Source organism: Pseudomonas sp. NFPP04 (genome assembly GCF_900113815.1).
Taxonomy (GTDB): Bacteria; Pseudomonadota; Gammaproteobacteria; order Pseudomonadales; family Pseudomonadaceae; genus Aquipseudomonas; species Aquipseudomonas extremorientalis.
Map to the genome: position 1 here is coordinate 456129 of NZ_FOQS01000005.1, position 17455 is coordinate 473583.

At 62.5% G+C, this 17455-nt stretch carries 20 protein-coding genes and 1 pseudogene; 11 read left to right on the forward strand and 10 right to left on the reverse strand.

Going from position 1 to position 17455, the window contains the following annotated elements; genetic code table 11:
• A complete protein-coding gene (locus BM017_RS14320; RefSeq protein WP_016969085.1) occupies window positions 1-411 on the reverse strand; it encodes a RidA family protein in 411 nt (136 codons plus the stop codon).
• A 24-nt stretch (window positions 412-435) separates the two neighbouring features.
• Window positions 436-1768, reverse strand: a pseudogene (locus BM017_RS14325) (flavin-containing monooxygenase).
• Between the two features lie 169 nt (window positions 1769-1937).
• On the opposite strand from BM017_RS14325, the gene BM017_RS14330 reads away from it, so the two are divergent.
• Genes BM017_RS14330 through BM017_RS14340 form a run of 3 tightly spaced genes read left to right on the forward strand, consistent with a single transcriptional unit; the run spans window position 1938 to window position 3436 of the window.
• On the forward strand, window positions 1938-2438 hold the full coding sequence (locus BM017_RS14330) for a hypothetical protein (protein WP_092245344.1): 501 nt from the start codon (window positions 1938-1940) through the stop codon (window positions 2436-2438).
• A gap of 6 nt (window positions 2439-2444) precedes the next feature.
• Window positions 2445-2996, forward strand: coding sequence for a hypothetical protein (locus BM017_RS14335; protein WP_092245346.1), 552 nt, complete (start codon window positions 2445-2447; stop codon window positions 2994-2996).
• A 5-nt stretch (window positions 2997-3001) separates the two neighbouring features.
• A complete protein-coding gene (locus BM017_RS14340; RefSeq protein ID WP_092245349.1) occupies window positions 3002-3436 on the forward strand; it encodes a GNAT family N-acetyltransferase in 435 nt (144 codons plus the stop codon).
• Here BM017_RS14340 and BM017_RS14345 read toward each other — a convergent pair.
• Complete coding sequence (locus tag BM017_RS14345) at window positions 3433-4035, reverse strand: LuxR C-terminal-related transcriptional regulator (protein WP_092245353.1); 603 nt, start codon at window positions 4033-4035, stop codon at window positions 3433-3435. The genes BM017_RS14340 and BM017_RS14345 overlap by 4 nt on opposite strands.
• A 116-nt stretch (window positions 4036-4151) precedes the next feature.
• On the opposite strand from BM017_RS14345, the gene BM017_RS14350 reads away from it, so the two are divergent.
• Window positions 4152-5765 (forward strand): ATP-binding response regulator, encoded by a 1614-nt coding sequence (locus BM017_RS14350; protein WP_071491719.1) that lies wholly within the window; start codon window positions 4152-4154, stop codon window positions 5763-5765.
• Here the strand turns inward: BM017_RS14350 and BM017_RS14355 are convergent.
• Window positions 5755-6090: a hypothetical protein gene (locus BM017_RS14355; protein ID WP_033896666.1), complete on the reverse strand. Its 336-nt coding sequence runs from the start codon at window positions 6088-6090 to the stop codon at window positions 5755-5757. The genes BM017_RS14350 and BM017_RS14355 overlap by 11 nt on opposite strands.
• 175 nt (window positions 6091-6265) lie before the next feature.
• Here BM017_RS14355 and BM017_RS14360 point away from each other — a divergent pair, with 175 nt between their 5' ends.
• The gene (locus tag BM017_RS14360) at window positions 6266-6736 is read left to right on the forward strand and encodes a GNAT family N-acetyltransferase (RefSeq protein ID WP_071491718.1); all 471 of its coding nucleotides are present in this window, start codon (window positions 6266-6268) and stop codon (window positions 6734-6736) included.
• Window positions 6737-6745: 9 nt separating this feature from the next.
• Here the strand turns inward: BM017_RS14360 and BM017_RS14365 are convergent, their stop codons facing one another.
• Entirely contained in the window at window positions 6746-7234 is a 489-nt protein-coding gene (locus BM017_RS14365) for an HIT family protein (RefSeq protein ID WP_092245356.1), read from the reverse strand.
• A 125-nt stretch (window positions 7235-7359) separates the two neighbouring features.
• Between BM017_RS14365 and BM017_RS14370 the strand changes: the two genes are divergently transcribed.
• A complete protein-coding gene (locus tag BM017_RS14370; RefSeq protein ID WP_092245360.1) occupies window positions 7360-7689 on the forward strand; it encodes a DHCW motif cupin fold protein in 330 nt (109 codons plus the stop codon).
• Window positions 7690-7705: 16 nt separating this feature from the next.
• Here BM017_RS14370 and BM017_RS14375 read toward each other — a convergent pair whose 3' ends face one another.
• The gene (locus BM017_RS14375) at window positions 7706-8188 is read right to left on the reverse strand and encodes a copper chaperone PCu(A)C (RefSeq protein ID WP_071491715.1); all 483 of its coding nucleotides are present in this window, start codon (window positions 8186-8188) and stop codon (window positions 7706-7708) included.
• A complete protein-coding gene (locus BM017_RS14380; protein WP_025857499.1) occupies window positions 8188-8796 on the reverse strand; it encodes an SCO family protein in 609 nt (202 codons plus the stop codon). Before BM017_RS14380 ends, BM017_RS14375 begins: the two co-directional genes overlap by 1 nt.
• Window positions 8797-8960: 164 nt before the next feature.
• Between BM017_RS14380 and BM017_RS14385 the strand changes: the two genes are divergently transcribed.
• Together BM017_RS14385 and BM017_RS14390 are read left to right on the forward strand one after the other, a co-directional pair.
• The gene (locus tag BM017_RS14385; protein WP_092245363.1) at window positions 8961-9344 is read left to right on the forward strand and encodes a DUF2946 domain-containing protein; all 384 of its coding nucleotides are present in this window, start codon (window positions 8961-8963) and stop codon (window positions 9342-9344) included.
• Window positions 9345-9406: 62 nt separating this feature from the next.
• Window positions 9407-9952 carry a putative natural product biosynthesis protein gene (locus BM017_RS14390; protein WP_092245366.1) on the forward strand — a complete coding sequence of 182 codons (546 nt, stop codon included), beginning with the start codon at window positions 9407-9409 and terminating at the stop codon, window positions 9950-9952.
• 67 nt (window positions 9953-10019) lie between these two features.
• Here the strand turns inward: BM017_RS14390 and BM017_RS14395 are convergent, their stop codons facing one another.
• Window positions 10020-10901 carry a LysR substrate-binding domain-containing protein gene (locus BM017_RS14395; protein ID WP_092245369.1) on the reverse strand — a complete coding sequence of 294 codons (882 nt, stop codon included), beginning with the start codon at window positions 10899-10901 and terminating at the stop codon, window positions 10020-10022.
• Between the two features lie 155 nt (window positions 10902-11056).
• Here BM017_RS14395 and BM017_RS14400 point away from each other — a divergent pair, with 155 nt between their 5' ends.
• On the forward strand, window positions 11057-12079 hold the full coding sequence (locus BM017_RS14400) for a zinc-dependent alcohol dehydrogenase family protein (RefSeq protein WP_092245373.1): 1023 nt from the start codon (window positions 11057-11059) through the stop codon (window positions 12077-12079).
• Window positions 12076-13230 (forward strand): MFS transporter, encoded by a 1155-nt coding sequence (locus tag BM017_RS14405; RefSeq protein ID WP_092245376.1) that lies wholly within the window; start codon window positions 12076-12078, stop codon window positions 13228-13230. The genes BM017_RS14400 and BM017_RS14405 overlap by 4 nt, the downstream gene beginning before the upstream one ends.
• Here the strand turns inward: BM017_RS14405 and BM017_RS14410 are convergent, their stop codons facing one another.
• The gene (locus BM017_RS14410; RefSeq protein ID WP_092245379.1) at window positions 13231-13974 is read right to left on the reverse strand and encodes an SDR family NAD(P)-dependent oxidoreductase; all 744 of its coding nucleotides are present in this window, start codon (window positions 13972-13974) and stop codon (window positions 13231-13233) included. It lies immediately after the preceding gene.
• A 151-nt stretch (window positions 13975-14125) separates the two neighbouring features.
• A complete protein-coding gene (locus BM017_RS14415) occupies window positions 14126-15079 on the reverse strand; it encodes a LysR family transcriptional regulator (RefSeq protein ID WP_092245383.1) in 954 nt (317 codons plus the stop codon).
• A 184-nt stretch (window positions 15080-15263) separates the two neighbouring features.
• Between BM017_RS14415 and BM017_RS14420 the strand changes: the two genes are divergently transcribed.
• Window positions 15264-17438 carry an FUSC family protein gene (locus BM017_RS14420; RefSeq protein ID WP_092245386.1) on the forward strand — a complete coding sequence of 725 codons (2175 nt, stop codon included), beginning with the start codon at window positions 15264-15266 and terminating at the stop codon, window positions 17436-17438.
• The last annotated feature ends 17 nt before the right edge of the window (window positions 17439-17455 follow it).

Genomic DNA, 17455 nt, shown 5'->3' on the forward strand with positions numbered 1-17455 from the left:
TTACTCGGGAATAACGGCGATCACATCGATTTCCATCAGCCACTGTGGCTGGCCGAGGGCCGACACCACCAGCCCGGTGGAGATCGGGAACACGCCCTTGAGCCACTTGCCGACTTCCTGGTACACCGGCTCGCGGTAGCGCGGGTCGATCAGGTAGGTGGTGGTCTTGACGATGTGGCTGAGGTCGCTGCCGGCTTCTTCCAGCAGTTGCTTGACGTTTTTCATCGCTTGCTCGGCCTGGGCGCGTGGGTCGCCAAGGCCGATCAGGTTACCCTCGAAATCGGTGCCGACCTGGCCGCGCACATACACGGTATTGCCGGCGCGCACGGCCTGGCACAGGTCGTTGTCCAGGCTCTGGTTGGGGTAGGTTTCTTTAGTGTTGAACATGCGGATTCGGGTGTGAGTGGGCATCGAGAAAACTCCGGCAATGAAGGCTCAGGCGTTGACAGGGGATGGGCGAGCCAGCGGGGCGGCTTCGCGGTATTCAAGGTATTGACGCTGGATGGCGATGTGGTCGGCGACGTATTTGGCGTCGTGCCACACGCCCCAGATGAACGACGACCCCCGGCGCGACTGCCACGGCAACCCGAGGAAGTAGACCCCGGCCTCGCTGGACACGCCGCGCTGGTGCCGGGGCTTGCCGGCCTCGTCGAAGGCTGCGACTTTCAGCCAGCTGTAGTCCACGGCAAAACCGGTGGCCCAGATGATCGAGGTGACGCCGGCCCTGGCCAGGTCCAGTTCCAGAATCGGGTTCTTGATGCAGTCCGCATCTGGGAAGGCGCGACGGGCTTCGGGCTCCAGGGGCAAGTCCAGGCCGTTGCGTTCGATGTAGGCATCGGCGGCATCCAGCAGGGCCAGGTAGTTTTCATCGCCGCGTGCCAGGTTTTCCACCAGGTTCGGCTGGAACGTGGCGACGCTGCCCTTGAACGCCTGGGTCAGGCCCACCAGGGTCATGCCTTGCTGGGCCAGCTCGCGGAAGTCGATGGTCTTGCCGCCGTGCGCGCCGCTGACCGCAATGGTCACGTGCTCGCGGCCGGGCTTCATCGCCGCCTGGTCCCACTCACCCAGCACCCCCAGCCACCAGCAGAAATCGCGGTTGCGGTAGGCGCGGGGCGGGCGGTCGTGGGCGCCGACGGAGAGGTACACCTGGCGCCCGGAACGCTGTAATTCATCGGCAATCTGCACGCCGGATGAGCCGGCGCCCACCACCAGCACGGCGCCGGTCGGCAGTTGCGCGGGGTTGCGATACTCGGCGGAGTGGATCTGGTGCAGGGCCGTATCTTTCGGCGCAATCGCCGGGATCACCGGTTTCTGGAATGGTCCGGTCGCGGCCACCACCCGGTTGGCTTCGATCACACCTTCACTGGTGTACACGGTGAAGCCGGGGCGGCCGACATTGCGTACCACGGACAGCACCTCGACGCCGGTACGAATCGGCGCGTTGAACTTGCGGGCGTAGGCTTCAAAGTAATCGGCCACGCGTTCCTTCGGCGCAAAGCCGTCCGGGGCGACGGTGTCGAATGCGAGGCCGGGAAAGCGGTCATGCCACGCCGGCCCGTTGGCCACCAGCGAATCCCAGCGCCCGGTGCGCCAGCGCTCGGCGATGCGGCTGCGCTCCAGCACCAGGTGGGGCACGCCTTGCTTGCTCAGATGCTCGCTCATGGCCACGCCAGCCTGGCCGGCGCCCACCACCAGCGTGTCTGTTTTTGTTATTGCTTCAGTCATGTCCTCTGTCCTTGCGTAATGCCGTTGGATTCAGCGTTGGCATGACTTCAAGGCTAGGGGGAGGGCGGTTATTAATAAAATATTATTAAGCTGGGAAGTGAGCATAAATATCGGATGCAAGAGTGATTGCTCAGGTCAAATGCATGCCGTTACTTAATGACGGTTACCGGCGCAATGCCAACTGGGGTAGGCTTAACCCAAGGAGAACTGTCATGACCGATTTGAAACGTTTTATCAGCGAGCAGCAGGCAAAAAAACAGTCGCAGGAGCGACATGTCGATTGGGCTCAACGCAAAGCGCGATGGCTGGATGAGCTTGAGCAGCTTTTCGTTCGGATCCGCCTGGCATTGGTCGAAGCCGGGCTTGATGAGTCGGCGTTCACGCCCACCACCCATGCTCTCCAGGAAGAAACCCTTGGCTCATATCAGGTCTGTGGGCTGCGTGTTGAAATGCCGACCGGCGTGGTGCAGTTCACACCAGTAGCCAGCGTGATCATTGGTGGGTTTGGCCGGGTAGATGTGATTGAGGCGGGGCGTGGCGAGCGGGTCAAGTTGATTGCTCAGCAACCTGACGAGTCACCTGTCGACGACACTCGGCCCCCCTACGATCGAGAGTGGGTATGGCGGGTCTATCCGGGTGTTGGTGCCAGAGGCGGGTTCGACTTCGACGACAAGGGTCTGGTACGCCTGTTTGAATTGATGGTTGGAGAATGAGTGCTGATGACAGAACGATTTCCCACTATTGATGAAGCCCGGAACTGGTACGTCGTCAGCTTGGACGGCCTGCGACATCTCAAGCGTGTAGTGGATGGGGCCAAACCGCAGCATGTCTCGGAAGAAACGCTGGATCAAATCATGTTCATGACCCAGGAAGAGTGGAAAGCCTTCATTCGCCGTCGGGAAGATGAGCATGAAGCGTTTGCATCATTGGCGTTACTGGCAGCCTGTGAAGGTGGGATTCGCAGGGACTGTGCATGGCGGGGCGCAGACAGTAACAGCGGGAACGTCCATCATCGCAGGTTTCAACGTTTGAATAGCGGCGCAGGTCATATTTCCTTAAGAAGTATCATCGATGCCTGGCAGGGGGCGCTTGGGCGCGATAGCTATTTCAAAAACTATCTGGCCGAACTGCGAGGGCTATACGTTGATCGCAATGCGTTGGCACATGGCCGTGCATCCTTGCAGCAATTCAATTTCGCCTTGATCTATGAGCGCCTGAGCCGGGTCAGATCGAAATGGCGACAAGTTGCCTCGGACTTCAAAGGTTTCTGACCACTATGCCCAGCATCCGTTTCATGACCCCAGCCGACTACGACGCCATCCTCGCCCTGATGCAAGGCACCCCCGGCATCTCCCTGCGCGACGCCGACTCCCGTGAGGCCACCGAGCGCTACCTGGCGCGCAATCCCGAGATGAGTTTTGTCGCCGAAGCCGATGGCCGATTGATCGCGTGCGTGATGTGCGGCCACGACGGGCGTCGCGGTTACCTGCAACACCTGCTGGTAGTGCCGGACTATCGCCGCCAAGGCATCGCCCAGATGCTGACGCAGCGCTGCCTAGGCGCGCTGGAGCAGTTGAGCATCTACAAATGCCACCTCGACGTGTTCAAGAGCAACACCAGCGCCGCCCAGTATTGGCAAGGCCAGGGCTGGACACTGCGCACCGATATCGACCGCTATTCGTTTACCCGCACAGGCGACGAAAACGCCTAGAACTCCCCGGAATACTTGACCGCAGCTGCCGCCCGCGAGGGCACACCCAGCGTACGCAGCAGCGACGACACATGGATACGCACGGTAAACGGCGAGATATCCAGGGCCTTGGCGATTTCCTTGTTGGTCTTGCCCTGGGCGATCAGACGCAGCACGTCTTGCTGGCGGGCGGTGAGGGTATGGGTGTCCAGTGGCAGCAGGCCAGAGGGCGCGAACTTGACCAGTACTTCGCCTTCGCGGATCGCCAGCAGCGCCTGGCCGATCTCTTCGGGGGCAATGTTCTTGCCGATGAACCCGTCCGCGCCCAGGGCCATGACTTGGTCGATCAGCGCCGGGTCGTCCACCATCGATACCACGATCAGTGTGGTGCGCCGCAATTGCTGGCGCAGTTCGACCAGTTGGCTCATGCAGGTCAGGCCGGGGAAGCGCAGGTCGAGGATCAGCGTGTCGATCTCGCCGCCGTCGCGGATCAGCGCGAGCACACCGCCGAGGTCGCCGGCTTCCTGCACCAGGGCGTCCGGCAGCAGGCGCTGCACGGTGCGCACCATGCCTTCGCGGAACATCGGGTGGTCATCGGCGATGATGATACGGCCGGTCATGGGGGTGCTCCTCCCTGGGGCAAGGTTGTGCCGTTGCATGCTACCTTACCACCGTGCCCAGGGCCTGCCTGCGGTGCGTTAAGGAATTGATGACTGCCGCACAAGGACGTAAACCCATGAGTCTTGAGACTAACTCCGAACTCGACCAGGCCAACCTGCGCATCGTGGTCGCCAGCATTGCAATCGTCTACATCGGTGCATTGGGCTTCCTGCCGGGACAGTCGGTGGACACCTACCTGCCGGTGATCCTGTATATCTTCCTGTTCCTGCTGGCCTCCATTGCCTTGCGCCAAGTCATCGTGCGCTGGCCGGGGCATTACCCGGCGCGGCGCATCTTCGGCATGATCCACGACTACACCGGCACCTCGTTCGGCATGGTGGTGGGCGGTGAAGCGGCGTTGCCGTTGTATGCGGTGATGGTATGGGTCAACCTGGGCAACGGCATGCGCTACGGCTCGCGCTACCTGGCGATCGCCACGGCGCTGGCCTTGCTGGCGCTGCTGATCGTGTATCGGCTGACGCCGGTGTGGCAGGCGCAACCCTTCATGGTGCTGATGTTGATGATCACCAGCACGGTGATCCCGGTGTACGCGCATATCCTGCTGGAGCGCACGCGCAAGGCCTCCGAGCAGGCCATTGCCGCCAACCTGGAAAAATCCCGTTTCCTTGCCCAGGCCAGCCATGACCTGCGTCAACCCATCCATTCCATCGGCCTGTTCACCGCTTGCCTGCGCGAAGCCCGGCTGGGTGATGAAGAGCGGCGCCTGGTCGACAACATCGACCGTTCGCTGCTCAACGTATCGCAATTGTTCCGCTCGATTCTCGATCTCTACACCCTCGACAACGGCCGCGTGTTGCCCAAGTACCAGGCGGTGCACCTGGGCGAGTTCCTTGCCGACCTGGTGCGCCAGAACGCCGAGGCCGCGCGTTGGGCCGGGGTGGAGCTGCGCCTGCGGCCCTGCACGCATTGGGTGCTGGTCGACCCTGCGCTGCTGGCGACCATGGTGCAGAACGTGCTGTCCAACTGCTTCAAATACGGCGCGCAACGGCCTGTGCTGATCGGCGTGCGCGTTCGCGACGGCGGCTTGGCGGTGGAGATTCATGACCGGGGCCGGGGGATTGCCGAGGAGCATCTATCAAAGGTCTTCGAGGAGTTTTATCGAGTGCGCCACCTGCGTGACAAGGACGTCGAAGGCGTCGGCCTTGGACTGTCCATCGTCAAGCGCCTGGGGCAGTTGATGGGAGTGCAGGTAGGCCTGCGCTCACGTGTGGGCCATGGTACTTCTGTAAGCCTGTATGGTTTGACCCTGGCCTCTGCGCCACGTGCCACGGCACCGCGCGACGACACGCGCCAGGCCGGGCTGCTGACCGGGTTGAAGGTGTGCCTGGTAGAAGATGACCACAACGTGCTGCTCGCCACCCAGGCCCTGCTGGAGCGCTGGGGTTGCGAGGTGCAGGCGGAGTCTTCGGGGCGTGCTCTGGTCAGTGACTGCGACATCATCGTCGCCGACTACGACCTGGGCAACCACGCTACTGGTATCGAATGCATCGATGCCCTGCGCGAGCAACGCGGCTGGGCCGTCCCTGCGCTGATCCTCACCGGGCATGACGTGGAGAGAATCCAGGCCGCCTTGCACGACCGCCGGATCGCCATTCTCTCCAAGCCGGTGCGTCCCGCCGAACTGCGCGGGACCTTGCGCGACCTGAGCCAGCAGACGGTTACTGGGTGAAGCCCTGCAGTGGGTTGCCGCGTGCACCTTTGGGTTGGCAGTAGGCCGCAGGCTTCATCATGCCAAAGCTGGCCACGGCGAACATGCCGCCGCTGGCACCGCTGGGCACTGAGCAGTTGTACTCGCCGGAGGCGGCACTGGCGACGTAGTAGGTGGTCATCGAGTCGCTGCGCACATTGGAAATACGCTTGACCGGTTCGCCCAGGTTGGTCTCCGACAGCGTCTTGAGGTGATCTTCGGTAGGTTTGATGTTGCTGCAGCCGGCGACGCCGATGATCAGGGCGCCCAGCAGGGTGAGGCGGGTAACGGAGGATTGCAGTTTCATGGTGCTTCTTCCTTGGGGTTGTTATGGTTTTTCCAGCGCACAACGCGCCCACGCGCAAGAAATGCACGGTGCCGGAGGAGCGCTGGAAGTGCCGGGGAATATAGCGCCGCAGGGGGGAGGGGTCGATTAGCACAAGTGTGCTAATGGCACGATGATTTCATGGATGGAGCGTGAAATGCTGGAGATAAAACGGGCTACCCCAGAACACGCCCAGGTGGCGTTCGACATCCGCTTGCAGGCCATTCGCGGCCAATGCATCGGCGCTTACACGCGCGAGCAAATGCTGCTGTGGACGCGGGGCAAGGCCGAGGATGGTTACAGCGCGCTGATGGATAAACCGTTTTACCTGGGGTGGCTGAACGGTAGGGCGGTCGTCACTGGAATGCTTGATCTGGACAACAATGAAGTCGGCGCACTGTTCGTATTGCCCGAGTGCACCGGGCGCGGATATGGCAAGGCGATGCTCGATCACCTTGAGACGGTTGCGCGGGAGATGGCGGTTAAGACCGTGGTGCTGGATGCGACGTTGAATGCGGCGAGCTTTTACCGGGCGTGTGGCTATGCGGGGGATGAACAGGCGGTTTATTACTCGCCGTCGGGGCTGACGTTGGCGTGTATCCCGATGACAAAACAACTGATCCCCTGAGACCACTCGTCATTGACGCGCAAACGCTACGCGCAGCCTCTCAATGACTTGATGCACCGTGTCTCCCTGGACCTGCGGTGGCGTGAGGCGTTCTCCAAACTCACGCCATACAAACAGCGTCAACTCAGCCCCATCGGTCGATGTTTGCGCCAGTTCCTGTGTTCCAAAACCCTGCAGCACCCGATAACGCTCATCACGCCAAAACGCCGCCTCTACCCAGTCATACACGGGGATGAAATGAAAGTGCAGCGGGAAGCCCGGCATGTGCCCATACCGGCTGATGTACAGCCATTTCGGCTCCAGCTGCGCCTCCATTACCCGCTGGACTTTCGCGAGCAACCCGCCCAACTCGGCCAGCGCCGGTTCCGGCATGTCAGCCAGGGAGTGGATCGGCGCCTTGGCCGCCAGCATCAGGTAGCCGGGCAACGCAGATGCCAGATGATGGTTGAGCCGCCAGTGTTCGGTTTCGTGAAGGATGTAGGCAGGGTCGATCTGCATAAGCGTGTCCGTGAGCTCTGTGCGGGCAGGATACCCGTATCTCATAAAACGGGTCGATCTGTGTCTACCGTCCACCGTGTCTTGTGAATAGCCTCAAGACACATCGATCAACGCGAGCGCTCGCCATGGATCTCACTGCTGTTCCTTTTGGCACCACCGACTGGTCCACGGTCGAACCGGTGATTCACCCAGGTATCACTGGCAATGCCCTGTGGCGCACCTGCCATTTCGGCACAACACGTGTGCGGATGGTCGAATACACGCCTGGCTACCTGGCGGACCATTGGTGCTGGCGGGGGCATGTGCTGTTATGCCTTGAAGGCGAGTTGCACACGGAACTGGAAGACGGCCGTCAGTTTACGCTGACGGCCGGGATGAGTTACCAGGTGGGCAATGACATGGAAGGGCATCGATCTTCGACGAGTGCCGGGGCAAGGCTATTTATCGTGGATTGAGGCGGGTGCGCACGTCTCAGTGCATCTTGCCATGGTCCATCTTGCTATGGTCCATCCCATCCAGGCCACGCACCGGCGCCTTCACTTCAATCGCCTGCTTTTCGCCCTTGGCGTTCTGCACCGTCAGGGTCAGCGGCACCTGGTCGCCTTCCTTGATCTGGCCGGTCAGGCCCATCAGCATCACGTGGTAACCGTCGGGGTCGAGGGTCACGGCCTTGCCGGCCGGCAGGGCTACCGAGTCCACCGGGCCCATGCGCATCACGTCGTCCTTCATGCTCATTTCATGGATCTGCACGTCCTTGGCCACTGGCGAGGCCACGCTCAGCAACTTGCTGTCGCTGTCGGCGGTGACGGTCATGAACGCGCCGCTGGACGGTTGGCCCGGCACGGTGGCGCGTACCCAGGCGTCGGTGACTTGCACCTGGGCGCTGGCGTGCGCGGCGAGGCCCAGCAGGGTCATGCCGATAAGGGTGCGCTTGAGGTGTTGAACGGCAGTCATTAGCAGACCTCCATGACGGTGAGCAGGTCTTCTGCGCACTCTTTAGCGGTAAGGGATGCCTGCAGGCCCAGGCGCAGGTTGCCACGGGTGTCGAACACGAAACTGGTGGCGGTGTGGGACAGGGTGTAGGTGTCGCCGGCGGGGATCTTTTCATAGAAGATCCCGAACTCCTTGGCGGCCACGGCGATTTCTTCCGGGGTGCCGTACAGCGCTTCGAAACTGGGGTCGAAGGCCTTGACGTACTTGTCGAGAATCTCGGGTGTGTCGCGTTCCGGGTCCAGGGTGATGAACACCACCTGCATGATTTCGCCGTCGCGGCCCATCAGCTTCTTGGCCTGGGCGGCGCGCGCCAGGGTGGTCGGGCACACGGCCGGGCACTGGGTGAAACCGAAGAACACCACCGGCATCAGGCCACGGAACGAGCTCAGGGTGACGGTTTCGCCGTCGGTGTTCTTGAGCTTGAAAGTGCGGCCCATGATCTTGTCGCTCAGGTCCTTGCCGTACTTGAAGTTCAGCCTGGGGCTGTAGTCACAGCCGCCCAGCAGGCTGCCCAGGCCCAACAGGCCCATACCGGTCAGCACCTTGCGGCGGGTGAATAACGTACTCATCAACTGTGCATCCTGTGAAGCGCCTGCATTGCTCTGGATCAATACGTCAGGCTTTGAGGGCGCCCAGTCTACCAACCCTGGGAAGCGCACGTAATCTGCGACGTTCTGCCACAGGGGCATGTCGCGCTTCATCCTTTTACGGCGCGGGTGGTAGAGTCGCCGCCATGAAATCGAGCCACCCCGACCGTTCGCTGATCGCCTGGGCCCTGTACTTCTGCGTGCTGATGAACCTGTTCGTCTGCGGTTTGGGGCATGGGCAGATGACGGGGCAGGCGCTCAATGGCATCGGTGGAGCGTTCTGTTCGGTGAGCGGCAACCAGGCGCCACTTTCCGACAAAGGGTTAGGTAGCCCGTCTTCCAGCAACATCTCGAACTACTTTGCCTGCCCGGTCTGCAACGCATTGACCGTTGCCCTGGTGTTCCTGGTCGGCCTGGCCTGGCTGCTGGGCCTGGGACACCCCCCGCGTCCGGCCCATGAACGGCGCAACAAGGCGCCACCACGATATTCCTGGCCCTCGGCCAACCCCCGCGCTTCCCCTGCATTCTGACGTTTGCCTTGGGCTTCCTGAAACCAGGAGGCATTCCATCGTCATGACTGTGAGTGCGTTTCATGAACCACCTGTTGCCCGCAGGCGCCAGCCGCCTGGTCAGCAAGGCGTCCCGCCGCCTGCACGCGGAGCCGGCGCCGCCTGAATACCCCAGCAATTCCCGCAGTTTCGTGCACTTGGATGCTCGCCTGCTGCCGTACTGGCACACTTTGTTCGACATCTGCCCGGCGCTGCTCAAGCTGGACCCGCCCGAGGGCCTGAACCTGTTTCGTAGCTTCATGACCTGGGCCTATCGCCACCGGCCGCCGCTGGATTGGACCTACCACGTGAACGTCTGCCGCTGGCTGCTGGGCTCGGAGTATCGGGCGCAGATCGATGACGAACCCATCGAGGCGTTCATGGCGGCGGCTGCCGCGCGTTGGGTGCAGACGGATAAAAGCCAGGCCAGGGGTGTGGTCCTGGCCTGGCAGGGCGCAACGCTGTTTGATTGGAAGGGCTCGCCGTACGCGATGGTTGAACGCCAGGCATTGCCCCCTGCGCAAACGGACTTCGCCTGGTGCCCGTTGAACAGCCGGGGTGAATTCAGTCGATGGTTGCCGGTGCCCTGAGGTGTTGGCGGATCCACGTGACAACGTCCGTCATCCTCAGGCGCGGCAGCACTTCGACAGTACTTGATCAGGGAAACAGGCGTTCCTTGAGAAAGTCGATAAACACCCGCAACTTGGGCGACGGGTGCCGGCTCGACGGCCACATCATGCGGAAGCTGCCATGCTCGGTGCAGTCAGGCAGCACCTGCAGCAATTGCCCGCTGTCGAGGGCCTCGCGAATGGCGAAGTCGGGCAGGTAGGCGATACCAATGCCGTGCAGTGCAAAACATACCCGGGCTTCGAGGTTGTTGCAGATCATCGCCGCCGGCAGGTGCTGGTCGAGTTCGATGCCCTGGGTGTGCAACGGCCAACGCTGCAACTTGCCGGTATTCGGGAAGCGGAACAGGATGCAACTGTGCTGGGCCAGGTCGCTGGAGCGCTGCGGTGTGCCGTGACGCTCGAGGTAGGCGGGGGCCGCCACGACGATCATCCGATAATCCCCCACCAGCCGTGAACTCAAGCGCGAGTCCGGCGCCTCGCCGCTGCGCAACACCGCGTCGTAGCCTTCCTCAACCACATCCACGCGGCGGTCGGTGAAGCTCAGGTCCAGCTCGACGTCAGGGTAGGCCTGCTTGAAATCGGCCAGCACTGGCAAAAACGGATGGCCCACCAACGGCAGGCTGACCTTGAGGCGACCACGGGGCGCCTGGCTGACTTGGGACAACTCTGCCTCGGCTTCCTCGATTTCCCGCAGGATGCGCCGGCTGCGCTGCAAAAACAGCTCGCCCTCGGCAGTCAGCGTCACGCTGCGCGTACTGCGGTGGAACAGTCGCACACCCAGGCGCTCCTCCAGGCGCGCAACGCTCTTGCCGACCGCCGACGCCGTCACCCCCAACACCCGCCCGGCGGCGACAAAGCTGTGAGTGTGTGCGACCTGCACAAAGGCATTCAGGGTCGTGAGGTTGTCCATCTGATGCACCGATTGCCGACGGGAATTGCCCGATACCCTAACGCAATTGCCAGCATTGCGGAATGAAAGCTCCGCAGACCCAGGAATCGCCCCCTACTTAATCCCGTGGAGCGAGGTTCTTATCCTTGCGCAAAACCCTCACGAGAGACCTGAACATGACTGACTTGATGCAACGCTGGGAAATCCCGACCTTTGGCCTGCATACCTTGCGCCTGGCCCGTGTGCCGCGACCGCTGGCCAAGGCCGGGGAGGTGCTGGTGCGCGTCGCGGCGGTGTCGCTCAACTACCGTGACGCCGAGGTAGCGGAAAACGGCATGGGCGCCAGCCTGCAATTCCCTTTCACCCCGGCGTCCGACATGGCGGGCACGGTGGTGGCAGTGGGGGAGGGTGTGAGCCGGTTCAAGGTGGGCGACAAGGTGCTGTCGAGTTTCTTCGCCGGCTGGGTCGACGGCAGGCCGTTGTCCTGGGCCGACGCGCCACCGCAAGGCGGCCCGATCCCCGGCATGCTTGCCGAGTACGTGGCCACCCCCGCCGAATGGTGCGTGCTCGCGCCGCGCTCGTTGAACGCCACCCAGGCCAGCACTTTGCCGGTGGCGGCATTGACGGCCTGGATGGCGCTGATCGAACTCGGTCACTTGCATGCCGGCCAGACTGTGGTGGTGCAGGGCACCGGTGGCGTCTCGCTGTTTGCCGTGCAACTGGCGGCGGCCCATGGCGCCCGTGTGATTATCACCAGCAGCAGCGATGAAAAAATCGCCCGTGCCGTCGAACTGGGTGCCACCCATGGCATCCACCGTGGCCGGGTGCCGGACTGGCACCACGCCGTGCTGGAACTGACCGGCGGGCAGGGTGCCGAGCATGTGCTGGAAATGGCCGGTGGCGACAACCTGGCGCGTTCACTGCAAGCGGTGAGCAACGGTGGGCGTGTCTCAGTGATCGGCCTGCTGGAGAGCGACCAGTTGAGCGCGCCGCTGATGAGCCTGCTGGCCAAGCGCGCCGCCATCGTCGGTGTAGCGGTGGGGCCACGCCGTGCCCTCGAAGACCTGATTCGCATGGTGGAGCGACACACCCTCCAACCGGTGATCGACCACACCTACCGCTTTGCCGAAGTGCCCCAGGCCTTCGCCCATTTGCAGCGCGGTGCCTTCGGTAAAGTCGTGATCGAGGTCGGCCCGTGATCTACCTCATCCTGGGTTTGTTCGGCCTGTATACCCTGGAGTTTGGGGTGGTCGGCATCTTGCCGATGATCGTCGAGCGGTTTGCGATCAGTGTGTCCCAGGCCGGGTGGTTGATGGGGTTGTTTGCGCTGATCGTGGCGGTGCTGGGGCCGTTCCTGGTGTTGCTGGCCTCGCGGGTGGCGCGCAAGAAAATACTGGTAGGCGCCTTGCTGGGGTTCTCGATCAGCAGTGTGTTGTCGGCGTTCGCACCGAACTTCGAGACACTGATGGCGCTGCGCGTGGTGCCCGCCATGCTCCATCCGGTATTTTTTGCCGCGGCGTTTTCCACGGCGGTATCGCTCTACCCCCGCGAACGAGCGGCCCATGCCACAGCGCTGGCGGTGGTGGGCACCACGCTTGGGCTGGTGTTGGGCGTACCTCTGACCACATGGGTGGGAGCGAGTCTTTCCTACGAGGCTTCGTTCTACTTTTGCGCCGTGGCAACAGCGGTGGCAGCGTTTGGCCTGTGGCTCAAACTGCCCGATCACCCGCGTTCGGCACCCCTGAGTTTCGGCAAGCAACTGTCTGTGCTGCGCAGCCTCTCGGTGTGGCTGGCGATCCTCGCCACCGTGCTGGTGTTTACCACGATGTTTTCGGTTTACAGCTACGCCGCCGAATACCTCAAGACCCAGGTCGGTATGGATGGCCGGACCATCAGCGTCATGCTGGTGATCTTCGGCATCGGCGGCGTCGTCGGTAACCTATGGGTGGGGCGTGCGCTCAGCCGGCATCTGGTTGTGACGGCCGTACTGTATCCGGTGGTACTGGCGGCGGCATACCTGGTGTTGTATGCCTTTGGCAGCCTGTCGTGGGCGTCGATGAGTGTGATCGTGTTGCTCTGGGGCGCGGCGCATACCTGTGGCCTGGTGGTCACGCAAGTCTGGCTCACGTCTTCGGCACCCGAGGCGCATGAGTTCGCCACCAGCCTGTATGTGTCATCGGCGAATGCCGGGGTGGTGATCGGGTCATCGGTGGGCGGGCTGTTCATCAATGCCTTCGGCACCACCGGGGTGATTGGCTGCGGGCTGATCTTTGCCGGGTTGTCGCTGTTGGTGATCGGTTGGAAGGCCCTGGCATTCGGAGGTGCCAAGGCCATGCCTGCACTGGCCTGATCAGCGCAAGGTATAACCTCCGTCCACCACCCAATCCTGGCCGAACACGCTGCGTGCGCCCTGGCCCAGCTGGAACAGGATCACATCGGCCACGGCGCCCGACTCCAGGAACTGCCCGTCGAGCAGGCGGGCGTTGACGGTCTTCGCCACCGAACCCAGGGCTTCGTCATTGAGCCCCAGGGTGCTCCAGATCGGCGTGGCGGTGGGGCCGGGGGAGACCATGTTCAGGCGGATGCCGTGGGGCGCCAGTTCCACCGCCAGGGTACGCACTTGGGCGCGCAGGGCGGCTTTGGACGCGATGTAGGCGGCCAGGCCGGGAAAGGTCACTTGCTCCAGGAACGTGCCGATGAACACCACCGACGCCTGCGCCGACAACTGCTCGCGCAGGCTGCCCAAGGTGTTCAAGGCGCCGGCGCCATTGACCGCCCATTGCCGGTCGAAGGCGGCCAGGTCCAGGCCATCGGCCAGTTGGGCAATGCCCGCGTTCGGCACCAGCAAATCCACAGGCCCCATCGGCGCCGTCACCTGCGCCAGGCGCGCCAGGTCGGCTGCCTCGGTCACATCCCCGGCCAACCACCTGAGCTGCTCGCCAAACTGCTCGGCCAACACGCCAAGCCCGCCCAGTTGACGCGACATCGCGACCACCTTCGCGCCGCGTTCAAGCAAACGTTGGGTGACGGCCAGGCCGATGCCTGAACTGGCACCGGTGACGACGGCGAGGCGCTGGTTGAATTCATTGTTCATGGTGATCTCTCTGTGGGTTTCGACGATGTGTCCTGCCCATTTTCGAGTCAGAAATCATGCCAATGAATAACGTTATGAAAATCAGTCGGTTGCGATTTTTGTTGTCGTTATGACCCTGGCGTCCTGTAGTCGCTATGACCCGATGTAGTCCTTATGACTCAACAGCGCTGAGCAACGGGCGGGTCTTCAGCACAGCCTTATGGTCGGCGAGCACCTCCGGCAGGGAGCTGCGCAGGTACTCCACCCAGGTTTTGATTTTTGCGTCCAGGTAATGCCGGGAAGGGTAGATGGCGTACAGGCTCAGCTCCTCCAGGCGGTACTCGGGCAGTACGCGCACCAGGCTGCCGCTGCGCAGTCCCTTGATCGCCGCATGCACGGGCAGGATGCCGACGCCCATGTCATTGCTGATGGCGGTTTTCATCGCGTCAACCGAATCTACCAGGAAGGGCGAGTGGGTGATGATCACGTTTTCCTTGCCGTTGGGACCGTCGAAGGTCCAGTCCTCCAGGGGGATCACCGGGCTGACCAGGCGCAGGCAGGCGTGGTCGAGCAGGTCCTTGGGAACCTGTGCGATGCCGTGGCTTTTTACGTAGGACGGCGATGCGCAAACGATGCTGTAGGTGCTGCCGAGCTTCTGCGACACATGGCTGGAGTCAGGCAGGTCGATGGCCAGCACGATCGATACGTCGAAGCCTTCGTGCACCAGGTCCGGCGTGCGGTTGCTCATGCTCAGGTTGAAGGTCACATCCGGGTAATGCTGGCGATAACGGGCGATGGCGTCCACCACGTAATGCTGGCCGATGCCGGTCATCGAATGCACCTTGAGCTGGCCGATAGGCCGGGTATGGGCGTCGCCGGCTTCTACCTCGGCTTCCGCGATCGAATGCAGGATCTGCTCGCATCGCACCAAATAGCGTTGGCCGGATTCGGTGAGGGCGATGCGGCGTGTGGTGCGATTGAACAGGCGTGTGCGCAGGTGTGCTTCCAGGTTGGAGATGGAACGGGATACATGGGTGGTGTTGGTGTTCAGCCGCGCCGCCGCGCCGGTAAAACTGCCGGCTTCGGCGACGCAACGGAAGATGCGCATGTTTTGCAGAATGTCCATCGATGGCTACCAGGGATAACGGATTTTTCCAGTGTGGCATGAAGTCGCGGGCCGCTGTAAACGCTATTTATTGTGGTGTTTTGCGTAACAGTCATTCACGTTCTGGATGACTTACCGACCCTGGCGCAACTGCCTAAAGTCGCCGGCCTTGTGTGCCAGCCAGCTTGTCGGGAGTCCCTGTTTCGTGCCACCACTCACTGCTTTTTCACGCCGGCTCAGAGCACTGCCCTGGCGCCGGGGCTTCTTGGAATGGGCGCGCACCGACGGGGTGATGTGGGTCTACCTGTTCAAGGTGCTGATCGCTTCGTACCTGGCCTTGTGGCTTTCGATGCGTCTGGAATTGCCGCAGCCCAGCACGGTGATCACCACGGTATTCATTGTGATGCAGCCCTACAGCGGGCATGTCCTGGCCAAAAGCGTCTACCGCGTGATCGGCACGCTGGTGGGGTCGTCGTTCATGGTGCTGTTGATGGCGCTGTTCGCCCAGAGCACCGAGCTGTTCCTGGCCGGGTTGGCCGTGTGGGTGGGCGTGTGCTCATACGGCGCGGCGCGCAATCGTCATTTTCGCGCCTATGGGTGGGTGCTGGCGGGGTATACCGCGGTGATGGTCGGCTTGCCGGTGGTGGGGCACCCGGAGCAGGTGTTCATGGCGGCGGTGTGGCGGGTGTTGGAGATCACCCTGGGCGTGCTGTGCGCCACCGGGATCAGCGCAACGTTGCTGCCCAATACGGCGGGCGCCGCCATGCGCAATACCCTGTACCAACGCTTTGGTCGTTTCGCCGGATTTGTCGTGAGCGGTCTGCGCAGTACCCACGACCAGGCGGCGTTCGAGGTCGCCAACCTGCGCTTCATCGCCGAGGCAGTGGGCCTGGAAGGGATGCGCAGCGTCAGTGTGTTCGAAGACCCTTACATGCGCCGACGCAAGGGGCGCCTGGATCGGCTCAACGTCGAGTTCATGGCCATCACCACGCGTTTCAATGCCCTGCATCAGTTGCTCGATCGAGTGCAGATGCGCGGCGCCACGGCGGTGCTGAACGCGGTGGACCCGGCGCTCAGGGCGCTGGTCAGTGTGCTGCAACCCTTCGCCGGCCAGGTACTCACAGACCTGGATGCGGCGCACCTGTCGACACACCTGAAGCGTTACATCCACGGGCTGCCGAGCCAGGTTCGCCACCTGCGCTCCGAGCTGTTGCTGGCGCATCCGCCCAACGATGACTTGCTGGATTTTCACACGGCCTGCGAGTTGCTTTATCGCTTCGTCGACGAGTTGTACAGCTACGCCCAGACCCATGCTTCCCTGACCGATCACAGCCACCGGCGTGAGCGTTGGGCCGAGCCTTTTCAGCCACAGACCCACTGGCTGGCAGCGGTAGGCGCCGGCCTGCGTGCCGCAGTGGTGCTGCTGGTGTTGTGTGCGCTGTGGATCGCTACCAGTTGGCCCAGTGGCGCGGCGATGACCCTGGTGTCCGCGCTCACGGTGGGGCTCTCGGCGTTCTCCCCCAACCCCCGGCGCATGTCGTTCCAGATTGCCTGTGGGACGGTGTTGGCGGCGGTCATCGGGATTTTCGAGGTGTTCTTCGTCTATCCCCGGATCGATGGGTTCCCGTTACTGTGCCTAGTGATTGCGCCGGTGATCATGCTGGGGTCGTTTTGGTTGGCCAAACCACAGTGGGCGGGCTACGGCCTGGGCATGCTGGTGTTTTTCGGCACCAGTTCGGTGCCCGGCAATCTCACGCTCTACAACCCTTATGGCTTGATCAATGACTACCTCGCCATGGTGTTCGGGATGCTGGTGTGCGCGGCGGCAGGGGCGATCATTCTGCCGCCCAACAGCCCGTGGTTGTGGCGTCGGTTGGAACAGGACCTGCGCCAGCGGGTCGTGTTCGCCCTCCACGCACCCTTGCCGGCGCTGGGCTCGGGTTTCGAAAGCGGCACCCGTGACCTGCTTAACCAGGCCCATGGCTTGTCCGCCGGCCAGCCCCAGGTGCAACACCGCCTGCTGCGCTGGACGTTCGTGGTGCTTGACGTCGGCCATGCCCTGATCGAACTGCGCCGCGAGCAGGCGCAGTTGCCGGCGCTGGCCTGCTACGCCGAAACCACTGCGTGGCGCCAGGCGCTACGCGCCATGGGGCGGGCATTGGTGCGCTTGTTCACCCAGCCGGGGCATGCACGGTGGCAACGTGCACTGGCACGCGTCGAACACGCAATCGAGTGCGTGCAGGACACCGTCGAACCTTTCGAAGCGCACTTTGAGACCTCGGCCTTGCGCCGGGTGGAAAGTTACCTGCACTTCATCCGTACCTCACTGCTGGACACGCGCTCGCCATTCGCTGGATTGTTACCCAAACTGAAAAAGTGATTGGCGGTTTTGCCGGC

What these genes read in the sequence shown, in the direction of transcription:
- BM017_RS14320 (WP_016969085.1), bottom strand. Translation starts at nt 411, where the DNA reads ATGCCCACTCACACCCGAATCCGCATGTTCAACACTAAAGAAACCTAC.
- BM017_RS14330 (WP_092245344.1), top strand. Translation starts at nt 1,938, where the DNA reads ATGACCGATTTGAAACGTTTTATCAGCGAGCAGCAGGCAAAAAAACAG.
- BM017_RS14335 (WP_092245346.1), top strand. Translation starts at nt 2,445, where the DNA reads ATGACAGAACGATTTCCCACTATTGATGAAGCCCGGAACTGGTACGTC.
- BM017_RS14340 (WP_092245349.1), top strand. Translation starts at nt 3,002, where the DNA reads ATGCCCAGCATCCGTTTCATGACCCCAGCCGACTACGACGCCATCCTC.
- BM017_RS14345 (WP_092245353.1), bottom strand. Translation starts at nt 4,035, where the DNA reads ATGACCGGCCGTATCATCATCGCCGATGACCACCCGATGTTCCGCGAA.
- BM017_RS14350 (WP_071491719.1), top strand. Translation starts at nt 4,152, where the DNA reads ATGAGTCTTGAGACTAACTCCGAACTCGACCAGGCCAACCTGCGCATC.
- BM017_RS14355 (WP_033896666.1), bottom strand. Translation starts at nt 6,090, where the DNA reads ATGAAACTGCAATCCTCCGTTACCCGCCTCACCCTGCTGGGCGCCCTG.
- BM017_RS14360 (WP_071491718.1), top strand. Translation starts at nt 6,266, where the DNA reads ATGCTGGAGATAAAACGGGCTACCCCAGAACACGCCCAGGTGGCGTTC.
- BM017_RS14365 (WP_092245356.1), bottom strand. Translation starts at nt 7,234, where the DNA reads ATGCAGATCGACCCTGCCTACATCCTTCACGAAACCGAACACTGGCGG.
- BM017_RS14370 (WP_092245360.1), top strand. Translation starts at nt 7,360, where the DNA reads ATGGATCTCACTGCTGTTCCTTTTGGCACCACCGACTGGTCCACGGTC.
- BM017_RS14375 (WP_071491715.1), bottom strand. Translation starts at nt 8,188, where the DNA reads ATGACTGCCGTTCAACACCTCAAGCGCACCCTTATCGGCATGACCCTG.
- BM017_RS14380 (WP_025857499.1), bottom strand. Translation starts at nt 8,796, where the DNA reads ATGAGTACGTTATTCACCCGCCGCAAGGTGCTGACCGGTATGGGCCTG.
- BM017_RS14385 (WP_092245363.1), top strand. Translation starts at nt 8,961, where the DNA reads ATGAAATCGAGCCACCCCGACCGTTCGCTGATCGCCTGGGCCCTGTAC.
- BM017_RS14390 (WP_092245366.1), top strand. Translation starts at nt 9,407, where the DNA reads ATGAACCACCTGTTGCCCGCAGGCGCCAGCCGCCTGGTCAGCAAGGCG.
- BM017_RS14395 (WP_092245369.1), bottom strand. Translation starts at nt 10,901, where the DNA reads ATGGACAACCTCACGACCCTGAATGCCTTTGTGCAGGTCGCACACACT.
- BM017_RS14400 (WP_092245373.1), top strand. Translation starts at nt 11,057, where the DNA reads ATGACTGACTTGATGCAACGCTGGGAAATCCCGACCTTTGGCCTGCAT.
- BM017_RS14410 (WP_092245379.1), bottom strand. Translation starts at nt 13,974, where the DNA reads ATGAACAATGAATTCAACCAGCGCCTCGCCGTCGTCACCGGTGCCAGT.
- BM017_RS14415 (WP_092245383.1), bottom strand. Translation starts at nt 15,079, where the DNA reads ATGGACATTCTGCAAAACATGCGCATCTTCCGTTGCGTCGCCGAAGCC.